At 60.1% G+C, this 14,795-nt stretch carries 12 protein-coding genes; 8 read left to right on the plus strand and 4 right to left on the minus strand.

Annotation, left to right across the window (positions count from 1 at the left end):
* Window positions 1-91 precede the first annotated feature (91 nt).
* Window positions 92-1,327, plus strand: coding sequence for an MFS transporter (locus ACR0NA_RS11035; protein WP_480728851.1), 1,236 nt, complete (start codon window positions 92-94; stop codon window positions 1,325-1,327).
* Here the strand turns inward: ACR0NA_RS11035 and ACR0NA_RS11040 are convergent.
* On the minus strand, window positions 1,324-2,127 hold the full coding sequence (locus tag ACR0NA_RS11040) for an ABC transporter permease (RefSeq protein WP_170651465.1): 804 nt from the start codon (window positions 2,125-2,127) through the stop codon (window positions 1,324-1,326). The two genes, ACR0NA_RS11035 and ACR0NA_RS11040, sit on opposite strands and share 4 nt — an antisense overlap.
* A 128-nt stretch (window positions 2,128-2,255) precedes the next feature.
* Between ACR0NA_RS11040 and ACR0NA_RS11045 the strand changes: the two genes are divergently transcribed.
* The 3 genes from ACR0NA_RS11045 to ACR0NA_RS11055 all read left to right on the plus strand — a co-directional run bounded on the left by ACR0NA_RS11045 (window position 2,256) and on the right by ACR0NA_RS11055 (window position 4,236).
* Window positions 2,256-2,834: a GcrA family cell cycle regulator gene (locus ACR0NA_RS11045; RefSeq protein ID WP_170651464.1), complete on the plus strand. Its 579-nt coding sequence runs from the start codon at window positions 2,256-2,258 to the stop codon at window positions 2,832-2,834.
* A gap of 9 nt (window positions 2,835-2,843) precedes the next feature.
* Window positions 2,844-3,488 (plus strand): NUDIX hydrolase, encoded by a 645-nt coding sequence (locus ACR0NA_RS11050; protein WP_480728853.1) that lies wholly within the window; start codon window positions 2,844-2,846, stop codon window positions 3,486-3,488.
* A 226-nt stretch (window positions 3,489-3,714) separates the two neighbouring features.
* Window positions 3,715-4,236 carry a hypothetical protein gene (locus tag ACR0NA_RS11055; RefSeq protein ID WP_480728855.1) on the plus strand — a complete coding sequence of 174 codons (522 nt, stop codon included), beginning with the start codon at window positions 3,715-3,717 and terminating at the stop codon, window positions 4,234-4,236.
* Window position 4,237: 1 nt separating this feature from the next.
* On the opposite strand, the gene ACR0NA_RS11060 is transcribed toward ACR0NA_RS11055, so the two are convergent.
* Entirely contained in the window at window positions 4,238-5,314 is a 1,077-nt protein-coding gene (locus ACR0NA_RS11060) for a DUF2235 domain-containing protein (RefSeq protein ID WP_480728857.1), read from the minus strand.
* Window positions 5,292-7,583, minus strand: coding sequence for a xanthine dehydrogenase family protein molybdopterin-binding subunit (locus tag ACR0NA_RS11065; protein ID WP_480728859.1), 2,292 nt, complete (start codon window positions 7,581-7,583; stop codon window positions 5,292-5,294). Before ACR0NA_RS11065 ends, ACR0NA_RS11060 begins: the two co-directional genes overlap by 23 nt.
* A 61-nt stretch (window positions 7,584-7,644) precedes the next feature.
* Here ACR0NA_RS11065 and ACR0NA_RS11070 point away from each other — a divergent pair, with 61 nt between their 5' ends.
* The 4 genes from ACR0NA_RS11070 (at window position 7,645) to ACR0NA_RS11085 (ending at window position 13,353) form a co-directional block, all read left to right on the plus strand.
* The gene (locus ACR0NA_RS11070) at window positions 7,645-8,439 is read left to right on the plus strand and encodes a dienelactone hydrolase family protein (protein WP_480728861.1); all 795 of its coding nucleotides are present in this window, start codon (window positions 7,645-7,647) and stop codon (window positions 8,437-8,439) included.
* Window positions 8,440-8,519: 80 nt separating this feature from the next.
* Window positions 8,520-11,675: a valine--tRNA ligase gene (locus ACR0NA_RS11075; RefSeq protein ID WP_480728863.1), complete on the plus strand. Its 3,156-nt coding sequence runs from the start codon at window positions 8,520-8,522 to the stop codon at window positions 11,673-11,675.
* Window positions 11,676-11,817: 142 nt separating this feature from the next.
* Entirely contained in the window at window positions 11,818-12,981 is a 1,164-nt protein-coding gene (locus ACR0NA_RS11080; protein WP_480728865.1) for a benzoate/H(+) symporter BenE family transporter, read from the plus strand.
* Between the two features lie 39 nt (window positions 12,982-13,020).
* Window positions 13,021-13,353 carry a DnaJ family domain-containing protein gene (locus ACR0NA_RS11085; RefSeq protein ID WP_480728867.1) on the plus strand — a complete coding sequence of 111 codons (333 nt, stop codon included), beginning with the start codon at window positions 13,021-13,023 and terminating at the stop codon, window positions 13,351-13,353.
* Between the two features lie 40 nt (window positions 13,354-13,393).
* On the opposite strand, the gene ACR0NA_RS11090 is transcribed toward ACR0NA_RS11085, so the two are convergent.
* Window positions 13,394-14,674, minus strand: a complete 1,281-nt coding sequence (locus ACR0NA_RS11090; protein ID WP_480728869.1) for a hypothetical protein — start codon at window positions 14,672-14,674, stop codon at window positions 13,394-13,396.
* Window positions 14,675-14,795 lie beyond the last annotated feature (121 nt).

Consider the following 14,795-nt stretch of genomic DNA (forward strand, 5'->3'; position numbering starts at 1 on the left):
CAGGTCCAGCCGCGACCTGCGTGTCGCATTTCCTCATGAAGGTGAGTTAAAAAGGCGCAATTTGAGGGCAGTTGATTAGCGAGATTGTCCCATGCACGAGCGTCGAATTCCCGAATGGGTCCGCCATGCCCCTGCCCCGTCCGTCCGCGATTTCGGCATTCTTGCCGGGCTCGAGGCGGTGGTGCGTGGCATTCTGATATCGGTCTTTCCGTTGGTGATGTACCGGGCGCTTGGCGACGCGGCGACGGTTTCGTTCTTGTACTTTCTGGTCGGCCTGATCTCGCTGGGAGCCGGGCTGATGGTGCCGTTCTTGATCCGGTTCATACCGCGCCGCTGGGCCTATACCGGGGGGTGCCTCATGTTCATGGGCGGCGCCCTGCTTGCGCTGGAGGGCAGCCCCGAGGCCGTTGTGGGCGCGCTGGCGCTGAACACGGTCGCGGCAGTAGTGACCTTTATCTGTTTCAACGCCTATGTGCTGGATTACATCAGCAAGATCGAATTGGGCCGGTGCGAGACCAGCCGCATGTTCTACAGTGCACTGGGCTGGACCGCGGGCCCGATGGCAGGCGTGCTGCTGATGGAGATCTGGCCCCCGGCCCCCTTTGTCATCAGCGCAGTTGCGTCGGTAGTCATGCTGGTGGTGTTCTGGGCCTTGCGGATGGGCAATGGCAAGCTGATCACCAAGGCGCGCGGCCCGGCAAAAAACCCGCTGGCTTTTCTGCCGCGTTTCTTTGCCCAGCCAAGGCTGGTGGCGGGCTATTTGTTTGCGATGATCCGGTCCTGCGGCTGGTGGATTTATGTGGTCTATCTGCCGATTTTCGCGATCGAGAACGGATTGGGCGAGCAACTGGGCGGCATCCTTCTTTCGGCAACGAATGCGATGCTGTTCGTCGCGCCGCTGATCCTGCGCTGGGTGCAGGGGCGGTCTCTGCGCTCGGCCGTTCGGACCGGTTTTGCCGCATGCGCGATCTGTTTCATCGCGGCCGGAGGGCTGGCAGGATGGCCCGTGGCCTCGGTCGCGGCGCTGGTGCTGGGATCGGTCTGCCTGATCGTGTTGGATATCTGCGCGGGCCTGCCCTTCCTGATGGCGGTGAAGCCGTCCGAGCGGACCGAGATGTCGGCGATCTATTCCAGCTACCGGGACGTATCGGGGATCATCACGCCGGGCGTCGCGTCGCTGGTGCTGATCGTCACACCGGTGGCCGGGGTCTTTGCAGCTGGCGGGCTGGCGCTGTTCGGGGCGTGGGCCATTGCATCGCGGCTGCATCCGCGACTGGGACGGCCACGGGTGCCTTTGCAGCCCGGATCACTGGCCGAAGCGGCTTAGGACTTGAGCCGGTAGCCAGTGCGTAGCATCTGCCATGTCAATGCGCAGACCAGCAGGGTTGCGACAGTGCAAACCAACACTCCAAGGATGGGCGAGCTGTCGGATACGCCGATCATGCCGTAACGCAGCCCATCGATCAGATAGAAAACCGGGTTCACGTGGCTGAGCCGGTTCAGCACGGTCGGTAGGGCGTCGACCGAATAGAAAGTGCCCGACAGGAAAGCCAGTGGAGTGACGATGAAATTGGTGATTGCTGCCATCTGGTCGAACTTGTTGGCAAAGATGCCCGCGAACAGGCCCAGCGCCCCCATGAACGCACCGCCGAGGACAACGAATGTCAGTGCCACCAGCGGATGGTGCGGTGTCAGGCCAAGCACCAACGCCAGAGCGATGCCGACAGCAAAAGCGATGAAAACTCCGCGCGCGATGCCGCCCGCAAGATAACCCAGCAGAATTTCCAGCGGAGACAGCGGCGGCATCAGCGTGTCGACAATATTGCCCTGCACCTTGGCGATCACCATCGAGGACGAAGTGTTGGCAAAGGCGTTCTGGATCACCGTCATCATCATCAGGCCTGGCGCCAGAAAGGTCAGAAACGGCACGCCCATGACATCCGGCCTGCCGGGGCCGATGGCAATGTTGAAGATCAGCAGGAACAGACCGGCAGTCACCAGCGGCGCCAGCAGGGTCTGCGTCCAGACAGCCAGAAACCGCAGCACCTCGCGCTGAGCGAGCGTATAGAGCCCCATCCAGTTGACCGCGCCGAAACCGCGCGGGTCTTTATCCGACAGAATCTGCATTGCTGCCCCCAAACCTGATTCGAAGACAGCTTGTAACTCGGGCCGCAGTGTTTAGAATAGGGGGCTGAGACGAATTCCGAAGGCGGCCCGAATCCGGGGCCGCTTTCCCGCTTTTTGAAAGGCTACCCATGTCCTGGACTGACGAGCGCGTAGAACTGCTCAAGAAAATGTGGGGCGAAGGCCAGTCGGCCAGCCAGATCGCCAAGGAACTGGGCGGTGTGACCCGCAACGCGGTGATCGGCAAGGTGCACCGTCTGGGCCTGTCGAACCGCGCCACCGGTGCAACTCCGGCCAAACCGGAACCCAAGGAAAAACCCGCGCCCGCCGCCCCCAAGGCCGAGGCCAAGCCGAAACCCGCGCCCAAGACCGAACCGGCGCGTCCCGCCCCCGCCCCTGCGGCCGAGGCGAAACCGGCCACCCCGGCACGGCGTCAGATCATCCCGGCGGGCCAGCCGCTGCCACCGCAGCCCTCCGCCAACGAGATCAGCCCCGAGGCGCTGGCCAAGGTCAACGAGGTCGAGAAGAAGGCCAAGAAACTGACTCTGATGGAATTGACCGAGCGCACGTGCAAGTGGCCGGTCGGCGACCCGGCAACCGAAGATTTCTGGTTCTGCGGCCTGCCGGTTGAGGCGGGCAAACCTTATTGCGAAGCCCATGTGGGCGTCGCCTTCCAGCCGATGAGCGCACGCCGCGACAGACGGCGCTGAGGCCAGCCGGTGCGCCAGGACCCCACAGCGTTGGAGGATACCTGGCTTGCCCGGGCCAAGCGGTTGCTGGCGCTGGCCGAGACCGGCCAGCATTTCACCCGCGATCCCTTTGACCGCGAACGCTATGACGAGATCGCCGGCATGGCGCGCGCTATGCTGGCCGATCTGGGCCGTGTTCCCGTATCCCGGATCGAGGGGCTGATTTCGGACCACGCGGCGGGATATGCCACCCCAAGTCTGGACATTCGCGGCGCAGTGATCCGCGACAACCGCATTCTGCTGGTGCGCGAACGCAGCGACGGGCGGTGGTCGATGCCCGGCGGCTTTGCGGATATCGGCAGCTCTCCGGCAGAGAATATCGAACGTGAGGTTTGGGAAGAGGCCGGGCTGCGGGTCCGAGCAACGCAGCTTTTTGCGCTGCGGCACAAAGCGCGGCACCCATATCCTGCAGATGCGCGGGATTTCTACAAACTGTTCTTTCTGTGTGACGAGATCGGACCTCAAACACCGATGGCCGGGGCCGAAACCAGCGAGGCGGCATTTTTCACACTCGACGCCCTGCCCGAGCTGTCACTGGTTCGTAATCTGTCGTCGGACATAGAAGCGGCTTTTGATTGGGTGGAGACGAGTTCTTTCAGCACCCATTTCGACTGACCGCATTATGAAATTCAAACTTCTTTTCTGTTTCTATGCCGCACTGATTTTCGCGGCCTATTTTCACCCGCTTGATAGAAACATCTTATTGACGCCAGATGGTCAACCGATCCCTCTTTTTTTGATCGTCTCAATTCTTCTCGCTTGGGCCGCTCCGCTTGTACCAGCTCTGATTGCTTGTTCTGCCATTTTGGGAATGAACAGGATTTCCCCGCTTCTTGCAAAATTGCTTGCTACGCTCTCGATCTGCGCAGGTATTTTCCTGACGCTGCTGTCTGGCGTAGTCACTCTGCCATCGGATACGCAACGCTTGCACGGCGTCACGCTGACAATCGCCGTTGCGGCAAGTTTTCTGATCTGGTCAGGCAATGATGACCAGGCGCAACCGTCACTGTGGGCCAAAGTATGGCTGTCCGTGGCAACAACCGCGGCGCTTTGGTCTGTTCTGACCGTTCCAAATATTCTGCTACAGGCACGATGGATCGCTGACGGGTCCCCGTTTTGTATCGCACATCATCGCCCCCACACAGAGATCAGTTCATTGCAGGAACTTCGTGGGTTCGCGTTCTACACATTGGAAACGGGCTACAAGTCCACGTCCAAATGGTACTTTCATGGCCTGATGATTGTTGACCGCGAGAACGAGCAAATGATTTACAACTGGTCACCAAGGCGATGGCGGTTCGATCTCGTCGCCAGACCGGACATTTTGGTGAGACCTGTCAGAGACGTCTGTGTTCCGCACTGATCTACTGAGCCGGATGTGATGGCAGGTCCGGTTCGGGCAGCCAGTTTGGTAGGTCCTCCGGTGACACCGAGACATGCAGGTGCTCTGACCGGTCACGCCCGACCTTTCGATGCCCGCGCAGCAGAAAGATCTTACCCCAGCCACGCCATGTTCCAACCGACGATGCGTTTGGGTCGGTCGGGAAACGGGAGCGCCAGTCGGCGGGCAAAGGCAGGCCGTGACGTTCGGCCTTGTCCAGCATCCAGATCAACGGGATGTTGCCCAGCGGGCGCGCCTCTTCAAACCCGCCCAACTGACCACCGACATCGCCATGGGTGCCCCTGAACCAGACCTGTTCCACATGGCCTTTGAAACCGGGCGTGCAATCCCAGAGCACCGGTTCGAACACCTCGCGCGTCTCGTCCAGCGCCAGAGCGTGGTATCCGTGCCGGGTTGAGGGGCCCAACTGGTGGTTGTGAAAGGCGTGGCGTTCCTCGGCCCAGCGCCACAGCAGCGGCAGACGCAGGCCCAGCGCCTTGACGGTGTCCCAAACACCGACCATTTCGATTGCCAGTTCCTCGTGGCAGAATTTGCGGCGAAACACGGCGGCCGCCTCTCCGCCGGAATTACACTCGTAATGGCGGTAGGCCTGTTTGATGTTGCGCTCAGTCGCATGTTCAGCCTTGAGCAAACCGATCATGTCGATCACACCCGCAAGGCTGCGCACGCCATAGGCGCCGCGCGAATAGCCAATGAAGAAAATCCTGTCACCCGGTTTGTAGCGCGAGGCGAGATAGCCATAGGCGCGGCGAATCTGGCGGTTGATGCCGCGCCCCATCAGCACGTCCAGCGTGGTTTTCCAGCTTTCCCACTGCACCCCAGCCTCATAAAACACCGAAACCTGACTGCCCATTTCGCAGGCCAGTCGATAGGTCATGCCCGCATGGGTTTCGCGCCCGGCCTCGAGTGTGGACATGGTGCCGTCTAGGATGATGACATGGCTAATGGGTTCGCGATGGCGTGTTTCGGCGGAATGCTCGGAGCGCAGTGGCCGCCCGAGCCATCCCAGAACCTTTTTAGTGAGCCGCGACAGTACCATCCTTCAACAATTCCCATACCTTGTGGGGTGTGAAAGGCATATCCGCCTGCCGCACCCCGTAATCCCAGAGCGCATCCTGAACCGCGTTTGCCACAGCGGCCAGCGCGCCCACGGTACCTGCCTCGCCACAGCCTTTCATCCCCATCGGGTTGGCCGTTGACGGAACCGGCGCCGAGGTAAACTTAATCATGGGTACGTCCGCCGCGCGCGGCAAGGCGTAGTCCATGAACGTTGCCGTGAGCAGTTGTCCATCTGCATCATGTACAACATGCTCGGCCAGTGCCTGACCAATGCCCTGCACCACCCCTCCGTGCACCTGCCCCTCGGCAAGCATCGGGTTGATCAGGTTACCAAAATCATCGACCACTGTATAGCGGTCAACGGTCACGACACCGGTGAAAGAATCGATCACGACTTCGGCAACGTGGGCTCCGTTCGGGAAACTGCGATCCGGCAATGTCGCCCGCGCCTCGTGTTGCAGCAGATCGGCGCGGCCTTCGGCCCGCGCCATCTCGGCCGCCTCAATCAGCGTCGGCGTCAGGTTGGAGCCCGGCGCGCGGAAGGTTTCGTGATCGAACGTCACCCTGTCTTCCTCGACCCCCATCTTATCCGCAAGATAAGGCGTGAATGCGGCGACAATGGTGTCGATGGTGGCCAGAGTGGCATTGCTTTGCGTGGTGACAGATCGCGACCCGCCAGTCCCGCCGCCCTGCGCCAGCCGGTCACTGTCGCCCTGCACCACATTGATAAGCTCTGCGGGAATGCCTGTCTGGTCCGACAAAAACTGGGCATAGACCGTTTCGTGACCCTGCCCGTTCGATTGCGTCCCGACATAAAGGCTCACCGTTCCGTCCCCGCAAAACTCGACCTTTGCGCCTTCGGAAGGATCGCCCAGAATGCTTTCGATGTAGTAACACAAGCCCTGCCCCCGGATCAGGCCGCGTTCGGCATCCGCCGCCTTGCGCGCGGCAAAGCCTTGGGTCTGGTCTGCGGCACGGTCGAGAACCATGTCGAAATCACCGACGTCATAGGTCTCACCCGTCGCCGTCTTATAGGGAAACGCATCGGAAGAAATGAAATTCCTGCGCCGCAATTCCCACGGATCGATGCCCAGTTCCCGCGCCGCACGGTCGATGGCGCGTTCAAGGACATAGATCGCCTCGGGCCGCCCGGCGCCGCGATAGGCATCGACCTGCGTTGTGTTGGTATAGAACCCTTCGACCCGCAGATAGGTGGTCTGCACATCATAGACGCCCATCAGAACGCGGCTGAACAGGTTGGTCTGGATCGCCTGACCGAAGTGGCTGTTATACGCGCCCAGATTGCATCGGGTGTGCACGCGATAGGCGGTGATCTTGTAATTCTCATCAAAGGCCAACTCGGCCAGCGAGGTCAGATCGCGCCCGTGATGATCCGACAACATCGCTTCGGTCCGCTCGGACATCCAGTGGACGGGCTGGCCCAGTTTCATGGCGGCAACGGCAACCGAGAAGTATTCAGGGTATGGCATCGCCTTCATGCCGAAACCGCCGCCCACATCGGGGGTCGTGACCCGGATCGCATCGGCATCGAGTTTCAGTTTCTGTGCCAGCTGAGCCTTCATGCCCCAGACGCCCTGTCCGCCATAGGCAAAATGCAGGCGCCCATCGGACCAGTCGGCCTGACAGCCGCGCGGTTCGATCGAATTCACGATCACCCGGTTGTCGTGCACGTCAAGCGAGACCGTGTGCGCAGCAGCCTGAAACGCCGTCTCGGTCGCCTGTTCATCCCCCAAGCCCCAGTCAAAGGCGCGGTTGTCGGGTGCCTCGGGGTGAAGCACCTCTCCACCGGGCCCGATATCGGTTTTGGCGGGCAGGTCATCGGTGTCCATCCAGATCAGCTCGGCCGCATCACGCGCCTGCGCCAGCGTGTCGGCGACCACCACCGCAACCGGCTCGCCTACAAAGCGGACACGGGTTTTGGCCAGCATGTGCCGTTCAGGTGCAGCCCCTTGTGATCCGTCGCGGTTCGGAACCACGGAGGCGTTCATCACCGTGTCGACCCCAGCATTCGCCAGATCGTCTATTGTCATGACCAGACGAACGCCGTCAGCAGCACGCGCCGCGTCCAGATCAAGCAAGGTGATTTCCGCATGGGCAACCGGGCTGCGAAAAAATACCGCGTGTAATGTGCCCTGCGGAATGGTGTCGTCCATGTACTGGCCCTGCCCAGTCAGAAACCGCTGATCCTCGACCCGTTTGACGGGTTGGCTTTTGCCGAACTTTTCCATGCCTTGCCCTCGCTCTGCGGTTTGGGGCGAGCCTAGCCCGTGCGCGAGGGAAGTCCAGAGAATGACCGAGAAAAACGCGTTTACCTTTCCGCCGGGCTTCGTCTATCGTCCCGGCATGACCTGGACCCATGAAACCGTTTTTCCGTTCACCGCGAAACTGTCCTCCGGTACCGAGACGACGCATGACGTTTATGTCGGTGGTGAGGGCCCGCCGATCATGATCCTGCAGGAATTACCGGGGATCGGGCCGGAAACACTGGCATTGGCTCAACGGCTGAACGACTCGGGGTTCCGTGTATATCTGCCGCATTTGTTCGGAAAATTCGGCAAAATCACAATGGCCGGAAACCTGTTCCGTCTGTTCTGCGTGCGCCGTGAATTCAACATGTTCCTCAAAGGCAAGCAAAGCCCGATTTCGGATTGGATGCGGTCCTTGGCCCGTCACATCCGAGAACGCGAAGGCAGCGATGGCGTCGGTGCAATCGGAATGTGCCTGACCGGCAGTTTTGCCCTGCCCCTGATGGCCGAAGACGCGGTAGTGGGCGGCGTTGCCAGTCAACCGGCCTTACCCCTTTTTGGCGGAGATCAGTTGCACATGAGCGCCGAGGACATCGCGGACGCCTGTGCAGGCATGGCGCAAAAAGGGCCCGGTCTGGCCATGCGATACAAGGACGACTCGATGGCGCCCGAAAAGCTGATGCGCGCGCTGGAAAACGCCTTTGGCGATCATCTGGAAACCGAGGAATATCCGGGCAAGCAACACTCGCTCCTGACCCTGCACTTCCACGAGCCCGCCTATCAGCGGGTCGAAGAGTATTTTCGGGCGCGTTTTGCGCAAGCGGCGCAGGCCGAATAACGCTTACGCGCCCTTCCCCTTCCCGCATCCATTCGCTATTGCAGGCACCGACCCGAATTCGATGACGCAGGACGCACCCCATGGCGATGGAAAAGACATTCAACGCGGCCGAGGCCGAGGCCCGCATCTACAAGGCCTGGGAAGAGGCCGGAGCCTTTAAGGCAGGCGCGAACAAATCGCGCGACGAAAGCTTTACCATCATGATCCCGCCGCCCAACGTAACGGGCGCGCTGCATGTGGGCCACGCGTTCAACAACACGCTGCAGGACATTCTGATCCGCTGGCACCGGATGCGTGGGTTCGACACGCTGTGGCAGCCTGGTCAGGACCACGCAGGCATCGCCACGCAGATGCAGGTTGAAAAGATGCTGGCAGCAACCCAGCAGCCCGGTCGGCGCGAGCTTGGCCGCGAGAAATTCCTTGAGAAAGTCTGGGAATGGAAGGGCGAATACGGCGGCACGATCATTGAACAGCTAAAGCGGCTGGGCTCTTCCTGCGACTGGTCGCGCAATGCGTTCACCATGGCCGGAGCGGCGGGCGATCCGCGCACGGGGCACGAAAATTCTGCGAGTTTTCATGACGCGGTCATCAAGGTCTTTGTGGAGATGTACAACAAAGGCCTGATCTATCGCGGCAAGCGACTGGTCAACTGGGACCCGCATTTCGAAACCGCGATCTCGGATCTTGAGGTCGAGAATATCGAAGTCGCGGGCCACATGTGGCATTTCAAGTACCCGCTGGCGGGCGGCGCGACCTATACCTATGTCGAGAAGGACGAGGACGGAAATATCGTGCTTGAGGAAGAGCGCGATTACATCTCGATCGCCACGACCCGCCCGGAAACCATGTTGGGCGACGGTGCGGTTGCGGTTCATCCGTCGGATGAGCGTTATGCGCCAATCGTTGGGAAACTCTGTGAAATCCCGGTTGGTCCGAAAGAGCATCGCCGTCAGATTCCGATCATTACCGATGATTACCCCGATCCCGACTTTGGCTCGGGTGCGGTGAAGATCACCGGGGCGCACGACTTCAACGACTATGGCGTTGCAAAGCGCGGAAACATCCCCTGCTATCGCTTGATGGACACGCGCGGCCACATGCGGGCCGATGGTGCGCCGTATTCGAACGAGGCCTACAAGGCCGGGCAATACGCGCGCGGCCAATCCTTTACCGAAGGTGAGATCGACGCGATCAATCTGGTGCCCGATCACCTGCGTGGCCTCGACCGGTTCGAGGCGCGGGCGAAGGTCGTCGAAGAGATTACAAGCGAAGGGCTGGCTGTCATGACCCGCGCCGATGATGCGCGTCTGGGCGCAACGGCGCTGAAGCCTGATCACGAAGACGCGGACAACGCGGTTCCGCTGGTCGAATCCAAGCCGATCATGCAGCCCTTTGGCGACCGCTCGAAGGTTGTGATCGAGCCGATGCTGACCGATCAGTGGTTTGTTGACGCCGAAAAGGTCGTCGGCCCGGCGCTGGATGCGGTCAAGGATGGCACGGTCAAGATCATCCCCGAGTCAGGCGAAAAGACCTATTATCACTGGCTGGAAAACATCGAGCCCTGGTGTATTTCGCGCCAGTTGTGGTGGGGGCATCAGATTCCGGTCTGGTACGGGCTGGATCTGTCGGCAGAAGATTTCCGGGGAGCGAACGACGGCGAACTGGATCTGGTCCAGCTTGGCCGACTGCTGAACGATGGCGGGATGCTTCATCGCGGCCATGTGCTGCATGCGGCTGCCAATTTCGACGGCGTGATCGAGAAATTCCTGGACGACAACGCCAACATCCCCAGCCCGCTCAGCCACTCCACCGTGATTGAGGTGGCGGACAAGCACGAGGCCATCCACCAGCTTGCGGAAAGCCTTGCGCAATACGCGCTTGATCAGGACCCGACCAAGCTGGTTTATCCGGTCTGGCGCGACCCCGACGTCCTCGACACATGGTTTTCCTCCGGGCTCTGGCCCATCGGCACGCTCGGCTGGCCCGAGCAGACCGAGGAGCTGGAACGCTACTTCCCCACGGACGTTCTGATCACCGGCTTCGACATCCTGTTCTTCTGGGTCGCCCGGATGATGATGATGCAGCTGGCCGTGGTCGATCAGATCCCGTTCCACACCGTCTACCTGCACCAGCTCGTCCGTGACGAAAAGGGCAAGAAGATGTCCAAGACCACCGGCAACGTCATTGACCCGCTGGAGATCGTGGACGAATTCGGTGCCGACGCGCTGCGGTTTACCAATGCTTCGATGGCAGCGATTGGCGGTGTGCTGAAACTGTCCAAGGAACGTATCACCGGTTACCGTAACTTCGGCACCAAACTGTGGAACGCCGTCCGTTTCGCCGAGATGAACGAGGTCTTTACCGACGCCGTCCCGCAGATGGATGTAGCCGACCTGAAGCCAAAGGCGGCCGTAAACCGCTGGATCATCGGCGAAACCGCCCGCGTGCGGGAAGAGGTCGACGCGGCGCTGGAAAGCTATCGCTTCAACGACGCCGCGAACGGACTTTATGCCTTTGTCTGGGGCAAGGTTTGCGATTGGTACGTGGAACTCTCCAAGCCGCTGCTGCAGGGCGATGACGCCGAAGCGCAGGCTGAAACCCGCGCCACCATGCGCTGGGTTCTGGATCAGTGCATGGTCCTGCTGCACCCGATCATGCCTTTCGTCACCGAAGAGCTGTGGGGCCTGACCGGCACCCGTTCCAAGATGATCGTCCACGCCGACTGGCCCACTTACGGCTCTGAACTGGTTGACGCCGACGCGGACCGTGAGATGAACTGGGTGATCTCGGTGATCGAGAACACCCGCTCGGCCCGCGCCCAGATGCGGGTTCCGGCGGGTCTATATGTGCCGATGCTAGTGACAGACATCGACGCCCACGGACAGGCCGCCTGGGACCGCAACGAGGCGCTGATCAAACGTCTGGCGCGCATCGACAGCCTGACCAAGGCGGATGAGCTGCCCAAAGGCACCATCTCGATCGCGGCCCCGGGCGCTTCTTTTGGCCTGCCGCTGGCGGATATCATCGATATCGGCGCGGAAAAGGAACGGCTTGAGAAAGCCAAGGGCAAGCTGGCCAAGGAACTGGGCGGTCTGCGCGGACGGCTGAACAACCCGAAATTCGTGGCCTCGGCCCCGGAGGAGGTTGTCGAGGAAGCCAAGGCCAACCTCGCGGCCCGCGAAGAAGAAGAAGCAAAGCTGAACGAGGCGCTTGCCCGCCTGTCTGAAATCGCCTGATCTTCATCTTTTATCAAATACTCAAATTCCGAACCCCGCCGCGTTTGCTCCGGCGGGGTTTTCGTTTCGCGGCAAGGATTTTCCCACTGTTCACGGAAGCCGCCGGTTGTTAGCAAGTTCACTAGGTAAACCTGAGGCTGAGATGGCGCGTCCCTACCCCCCAATGCAAACCGTATCCACCGGTCTGGTGGTGGCTGTGGTCGGATTTTTCAGTTCTTTTCCCATCGTTTTGCACGGGCTGGATGCCATGGGGGCGTCGCCGCAACAGGCTGCCTCGGGCCTGATGACCGCAGCGGTAACGATGGGCCTTGCCGCTATCGTGCTGAGCCTTTGGTACCGGATCCCTGTCAGCATCGCGTGGTCCACGCCGGGCGCGGCCTTGCTGGCGGTATCGGCCACTCCGGCAGAGGGATTTTCCGGCGCAGTCGGAGCGTTTCTGTGCGCAGGTGCGCTGACGGTGCTGTCCGGGCTGTGGAGACCGCTTGGCCGTCTGGCGGCGGCCATTCCGACGTCGCTGGCGCAGGCCATGCTGGGGGGCGTGCTGCTGCCGCTTTGCATCGTTCCGTTCAAGGCGGCGGTCGATCTGCCATGGCAGGCGCTGCCGGTCATTCTGACATGGTTCATTGCCGGTCGGATCAACCGTTTGTTCGCAGTACCCGCCGCCGTTGTCGCCGCCGCCATCGTGGTGGTGCTGAACGCGCATGGGCAATCGGTTGCACCGGCGCACATCCTTGCTGTCCCGGTCTGGACCAGCCCTACATTCTCGCTTGCATCGGCTATCAGCATCGGCATCCCGTTGTACGTGGTCACCATGGCAACCCAGAACATCCCCGGCGTCGCGGTAATGCGCAGCTTTGGATTTACGCCCCAACCCAGCCCGCTGTTTTCTGCCGTGGGTGGCGCGAGCATTTTGTCTGCGCCTTTCGGCGCACCTGCGACCTGCCTCGCTGCAATCACCGCGGCCATGTGTTCGAACGAAGACAGCCACCCCGACCCGAAACAACGGTATTGGTCGGCCATCATGGCGGGTGTGTTCTACTGCGTCTTCGGGGTTTTCGCCGTAGCGATCACCGGCTTTGCCGCTCATGCCGACCCGATGCTGATGGGCACACTGACCGGCGTTGCGCTGATCGGTGTGATGGCCAACGCGACCTTCGCGGCGCTTGAGGTGCCCGCCGAGCGCGAAGCGGCCATTCTGACCTTTGCCATAACCGCTTCGGGCATCACGGTTTTTGGATTGGGGGCCGCCGTCTGGGGCTTGCTTGCAGGGGGCATCGCTTATCTGGTTTCACACAAGGTACGCTGAAACCTATCGCTGAGGCATTGCGCGGGGTATAATCGCATCATGCTTAGATCGCTCGGAATACTGATAGAACGTCAAATCCAAAAAGCGCAGGCCGAGGGTCAGTTGGAGGGCCTTGAAGGCGAAGGCAAGCCCCTGCCCGACCGCTCGACAGAGGCCCAGACCGATCCCGCATTGGCGGCCGGTCATAGGATCATGGCGCAGGCCGGAGTTCTGCCCGAGGAATTCCAGATCAAAAAAGAACTGGATGCGGCCAGAAAGCACTATGCGACCCTCAACGACCCCGAGGAGCGCAAGGCCGCGATGGCGCGGCTGGCTGATCTTGAGATGCGGTTCAGTATGGCCCGCGATGCAAGGCGGGCCTTTATGCGTTAAGTGTGTTGCGCAAAATTCAGGCTGGTCAGCTTAAAAGCGATCACTGCAGGAGCCCTGAAACCATTAACAGAACACCAGCCGTGTCCTCATCAATCGTGCGTTCGATGGCCTCTGCCGGATCAGAGCCGTAGTCATTCTGAAAGAAGGATTTTTTAGCCAGAAGAGAGCTTTTGGTGATGGTTCTCATTACAGATTGCAAATCGCGGCTATTACGGGGGATTGCGAGCTCGGCGTACCCACCCAATTCCTCCACGGCGAGCTGCGGCCCGAGGTCCTGAAAATAACGGGCCGCTTCTGAGGGATCACCGGCTACGAATTGGTAGGTCACCATTGCCATGGTCGCTTTTTCGCCAAGCTCTGCCTTTGTACTTTCGTATACACTCAGGAAAGCCGGATCTCCGGTTATGCTGAGACCATCAAGCAAATCCAACTTGGAGTATTCGTCCAGTTCAACCGAGTTTCCGAAATCGGATTTGAGCTTTTGCAGATCATCGAATGATGGACCGCCAAAATAATAAAGTTGTTCATACACAGAATTCCTGGCCGTTTCCAAATCTTCGATCAGCCCCTCATCAGCGAGTACTTCCAGATAGTCCTCGGAAAGCTGCGGCATTCCGACGGCAAGGGCCCGTATTGCTGGGACAATACTGTTGGGTTGTTGAACAAGCTCGCTCATTTTTTTGAACACTGTCTTAGGCTTTTCGTGGTAAATGCCATGCGCAACCATGAATTCCAGTTGTTGCCTGACGCTGGCCTCGGCCTCGCCCGCCGCCGCCAGCACGTCATTCACCTGACGCTCGAACGCCCTTGAATATCCGTTATGGAGAACTTCGAAATAGACGTGGGAAAGCGCTATAATTTCGGGCGGGCGTCCAAATTTTTCCGACTCCTGAACAAACAGGTCGCGGGCGCATTCAATATCCTCGACGCACTCCATAACCTCTTTGATCCATTGCGTTTCCGCCGCTTTGGCATCGGCAATGGCCTGCTGTTCCGACAGCAAAACCTGAACTTCGGCGTCAAGCTTGTCGCGTTCCTGTTTCAAAAGGGTCGGATTGACGTTTCCGATGGATTGCCCGGTCACAAGCGATACCGCCAGACCCGAAGACGGGTGGGCCGAAACGATTTCGTCCAACTTGCTGATCGCGTCGTTCAGCGAGGCGAGTTTTTCTATCGGGTCCTCGTGTTGTTCCGCCGCCTGAACCAGCTGCACAGCCTCAACCAGCAGTGCATTTGCTTCGGCATCGCCAGCTATACCCGGAGTTGCTACTGAAAGGAAAACACCTGCGGCAAGCGCCGCCAAACTATTCGTTTTGTTCATTATTTCACACAGATTCCACTAACTACGGTAATAACCGCAGCTTCACTGAGCAGATTACAGCTTGTCAACTGCGGGAATCCGGTAAAACCGTGCGAAATCAACCAGAACACGCCTTAAGCGG

This window comes from Ruegeria sp. C11 (genome assembly GCF_056537725.1).

Coding starts and splice junctions, on each gene's coding strand:
- ACR0NA_RS11035 (WP_480728851.1), top strand. CDS start 92: ATGCACGAGCGTCGAATTCCCGAATGGGTCCGCCATGCCCCTGCCCCG.
- ACR0NA_RS11090 (WP_480728869.1), bottom strand. CDS start 14,674: ATGAACAAAACGAATAGTTTGGCGGCGCTTGCCGCAGGTGTTTTCCTT.
- ACR0NA_RS11045 (WP_170651464.1), top strand. CDS start 2,256: ATGTCCTGGACTGACGAGCGCGTAGAACTGCTCAAGAAAATGTGGGGC.
- ACR0NA_RS11040 (WP_170651465.1), bottom strand. CDS start 2,127: ATGCAGATTCTGTCGGATAAAGACCCGCGCGGTTTCGGCGCGGTCAAC.
- ACR0NA_RS11060 (WP_480728857.1), bottom strand. CDS start 5,314: ATGGTACTGTCGCGGCTCACTAAAAAGGTTCTGGGATGGCTCGGGCGG.
- ACR0NA_RS11070 (WP_480728861.1), top strand. CDS start 7,645: ATGACCGAGAAAAACGCGTTTACCTTTCCGCCGGGCTTCGTCTATCGT.
- ACR0NA_RS11080 (WP_480728865.1), top strand. CDS start 11,818: ATGGCGCGTCCCTACCCCCCAATGCAAACCGTATCCACCGGTCTGGTG.
- ACR0NA_RS11065 (WP_480728859.1), bottom strand. CDS start 7,583: ATGGAAAAGTTCGGCAAAAGCCAACCCGTCAAACGGGTCGAGGATCAG.
- ACR0NA_RS11085 (WP_480728867.1), top strand. CDS start 13,021: ATGCTTAGATCGCTCGGAATACTGATAGAACGTCAAATCCAAAAAGCG.
- ACR0NA_RS11075 (WP_480728863.1), top strand. CDS start 8,520: ATGGCGATGGAAAAGACATTCAACGCGGCCGAGGCCGAGGCCCGCATC.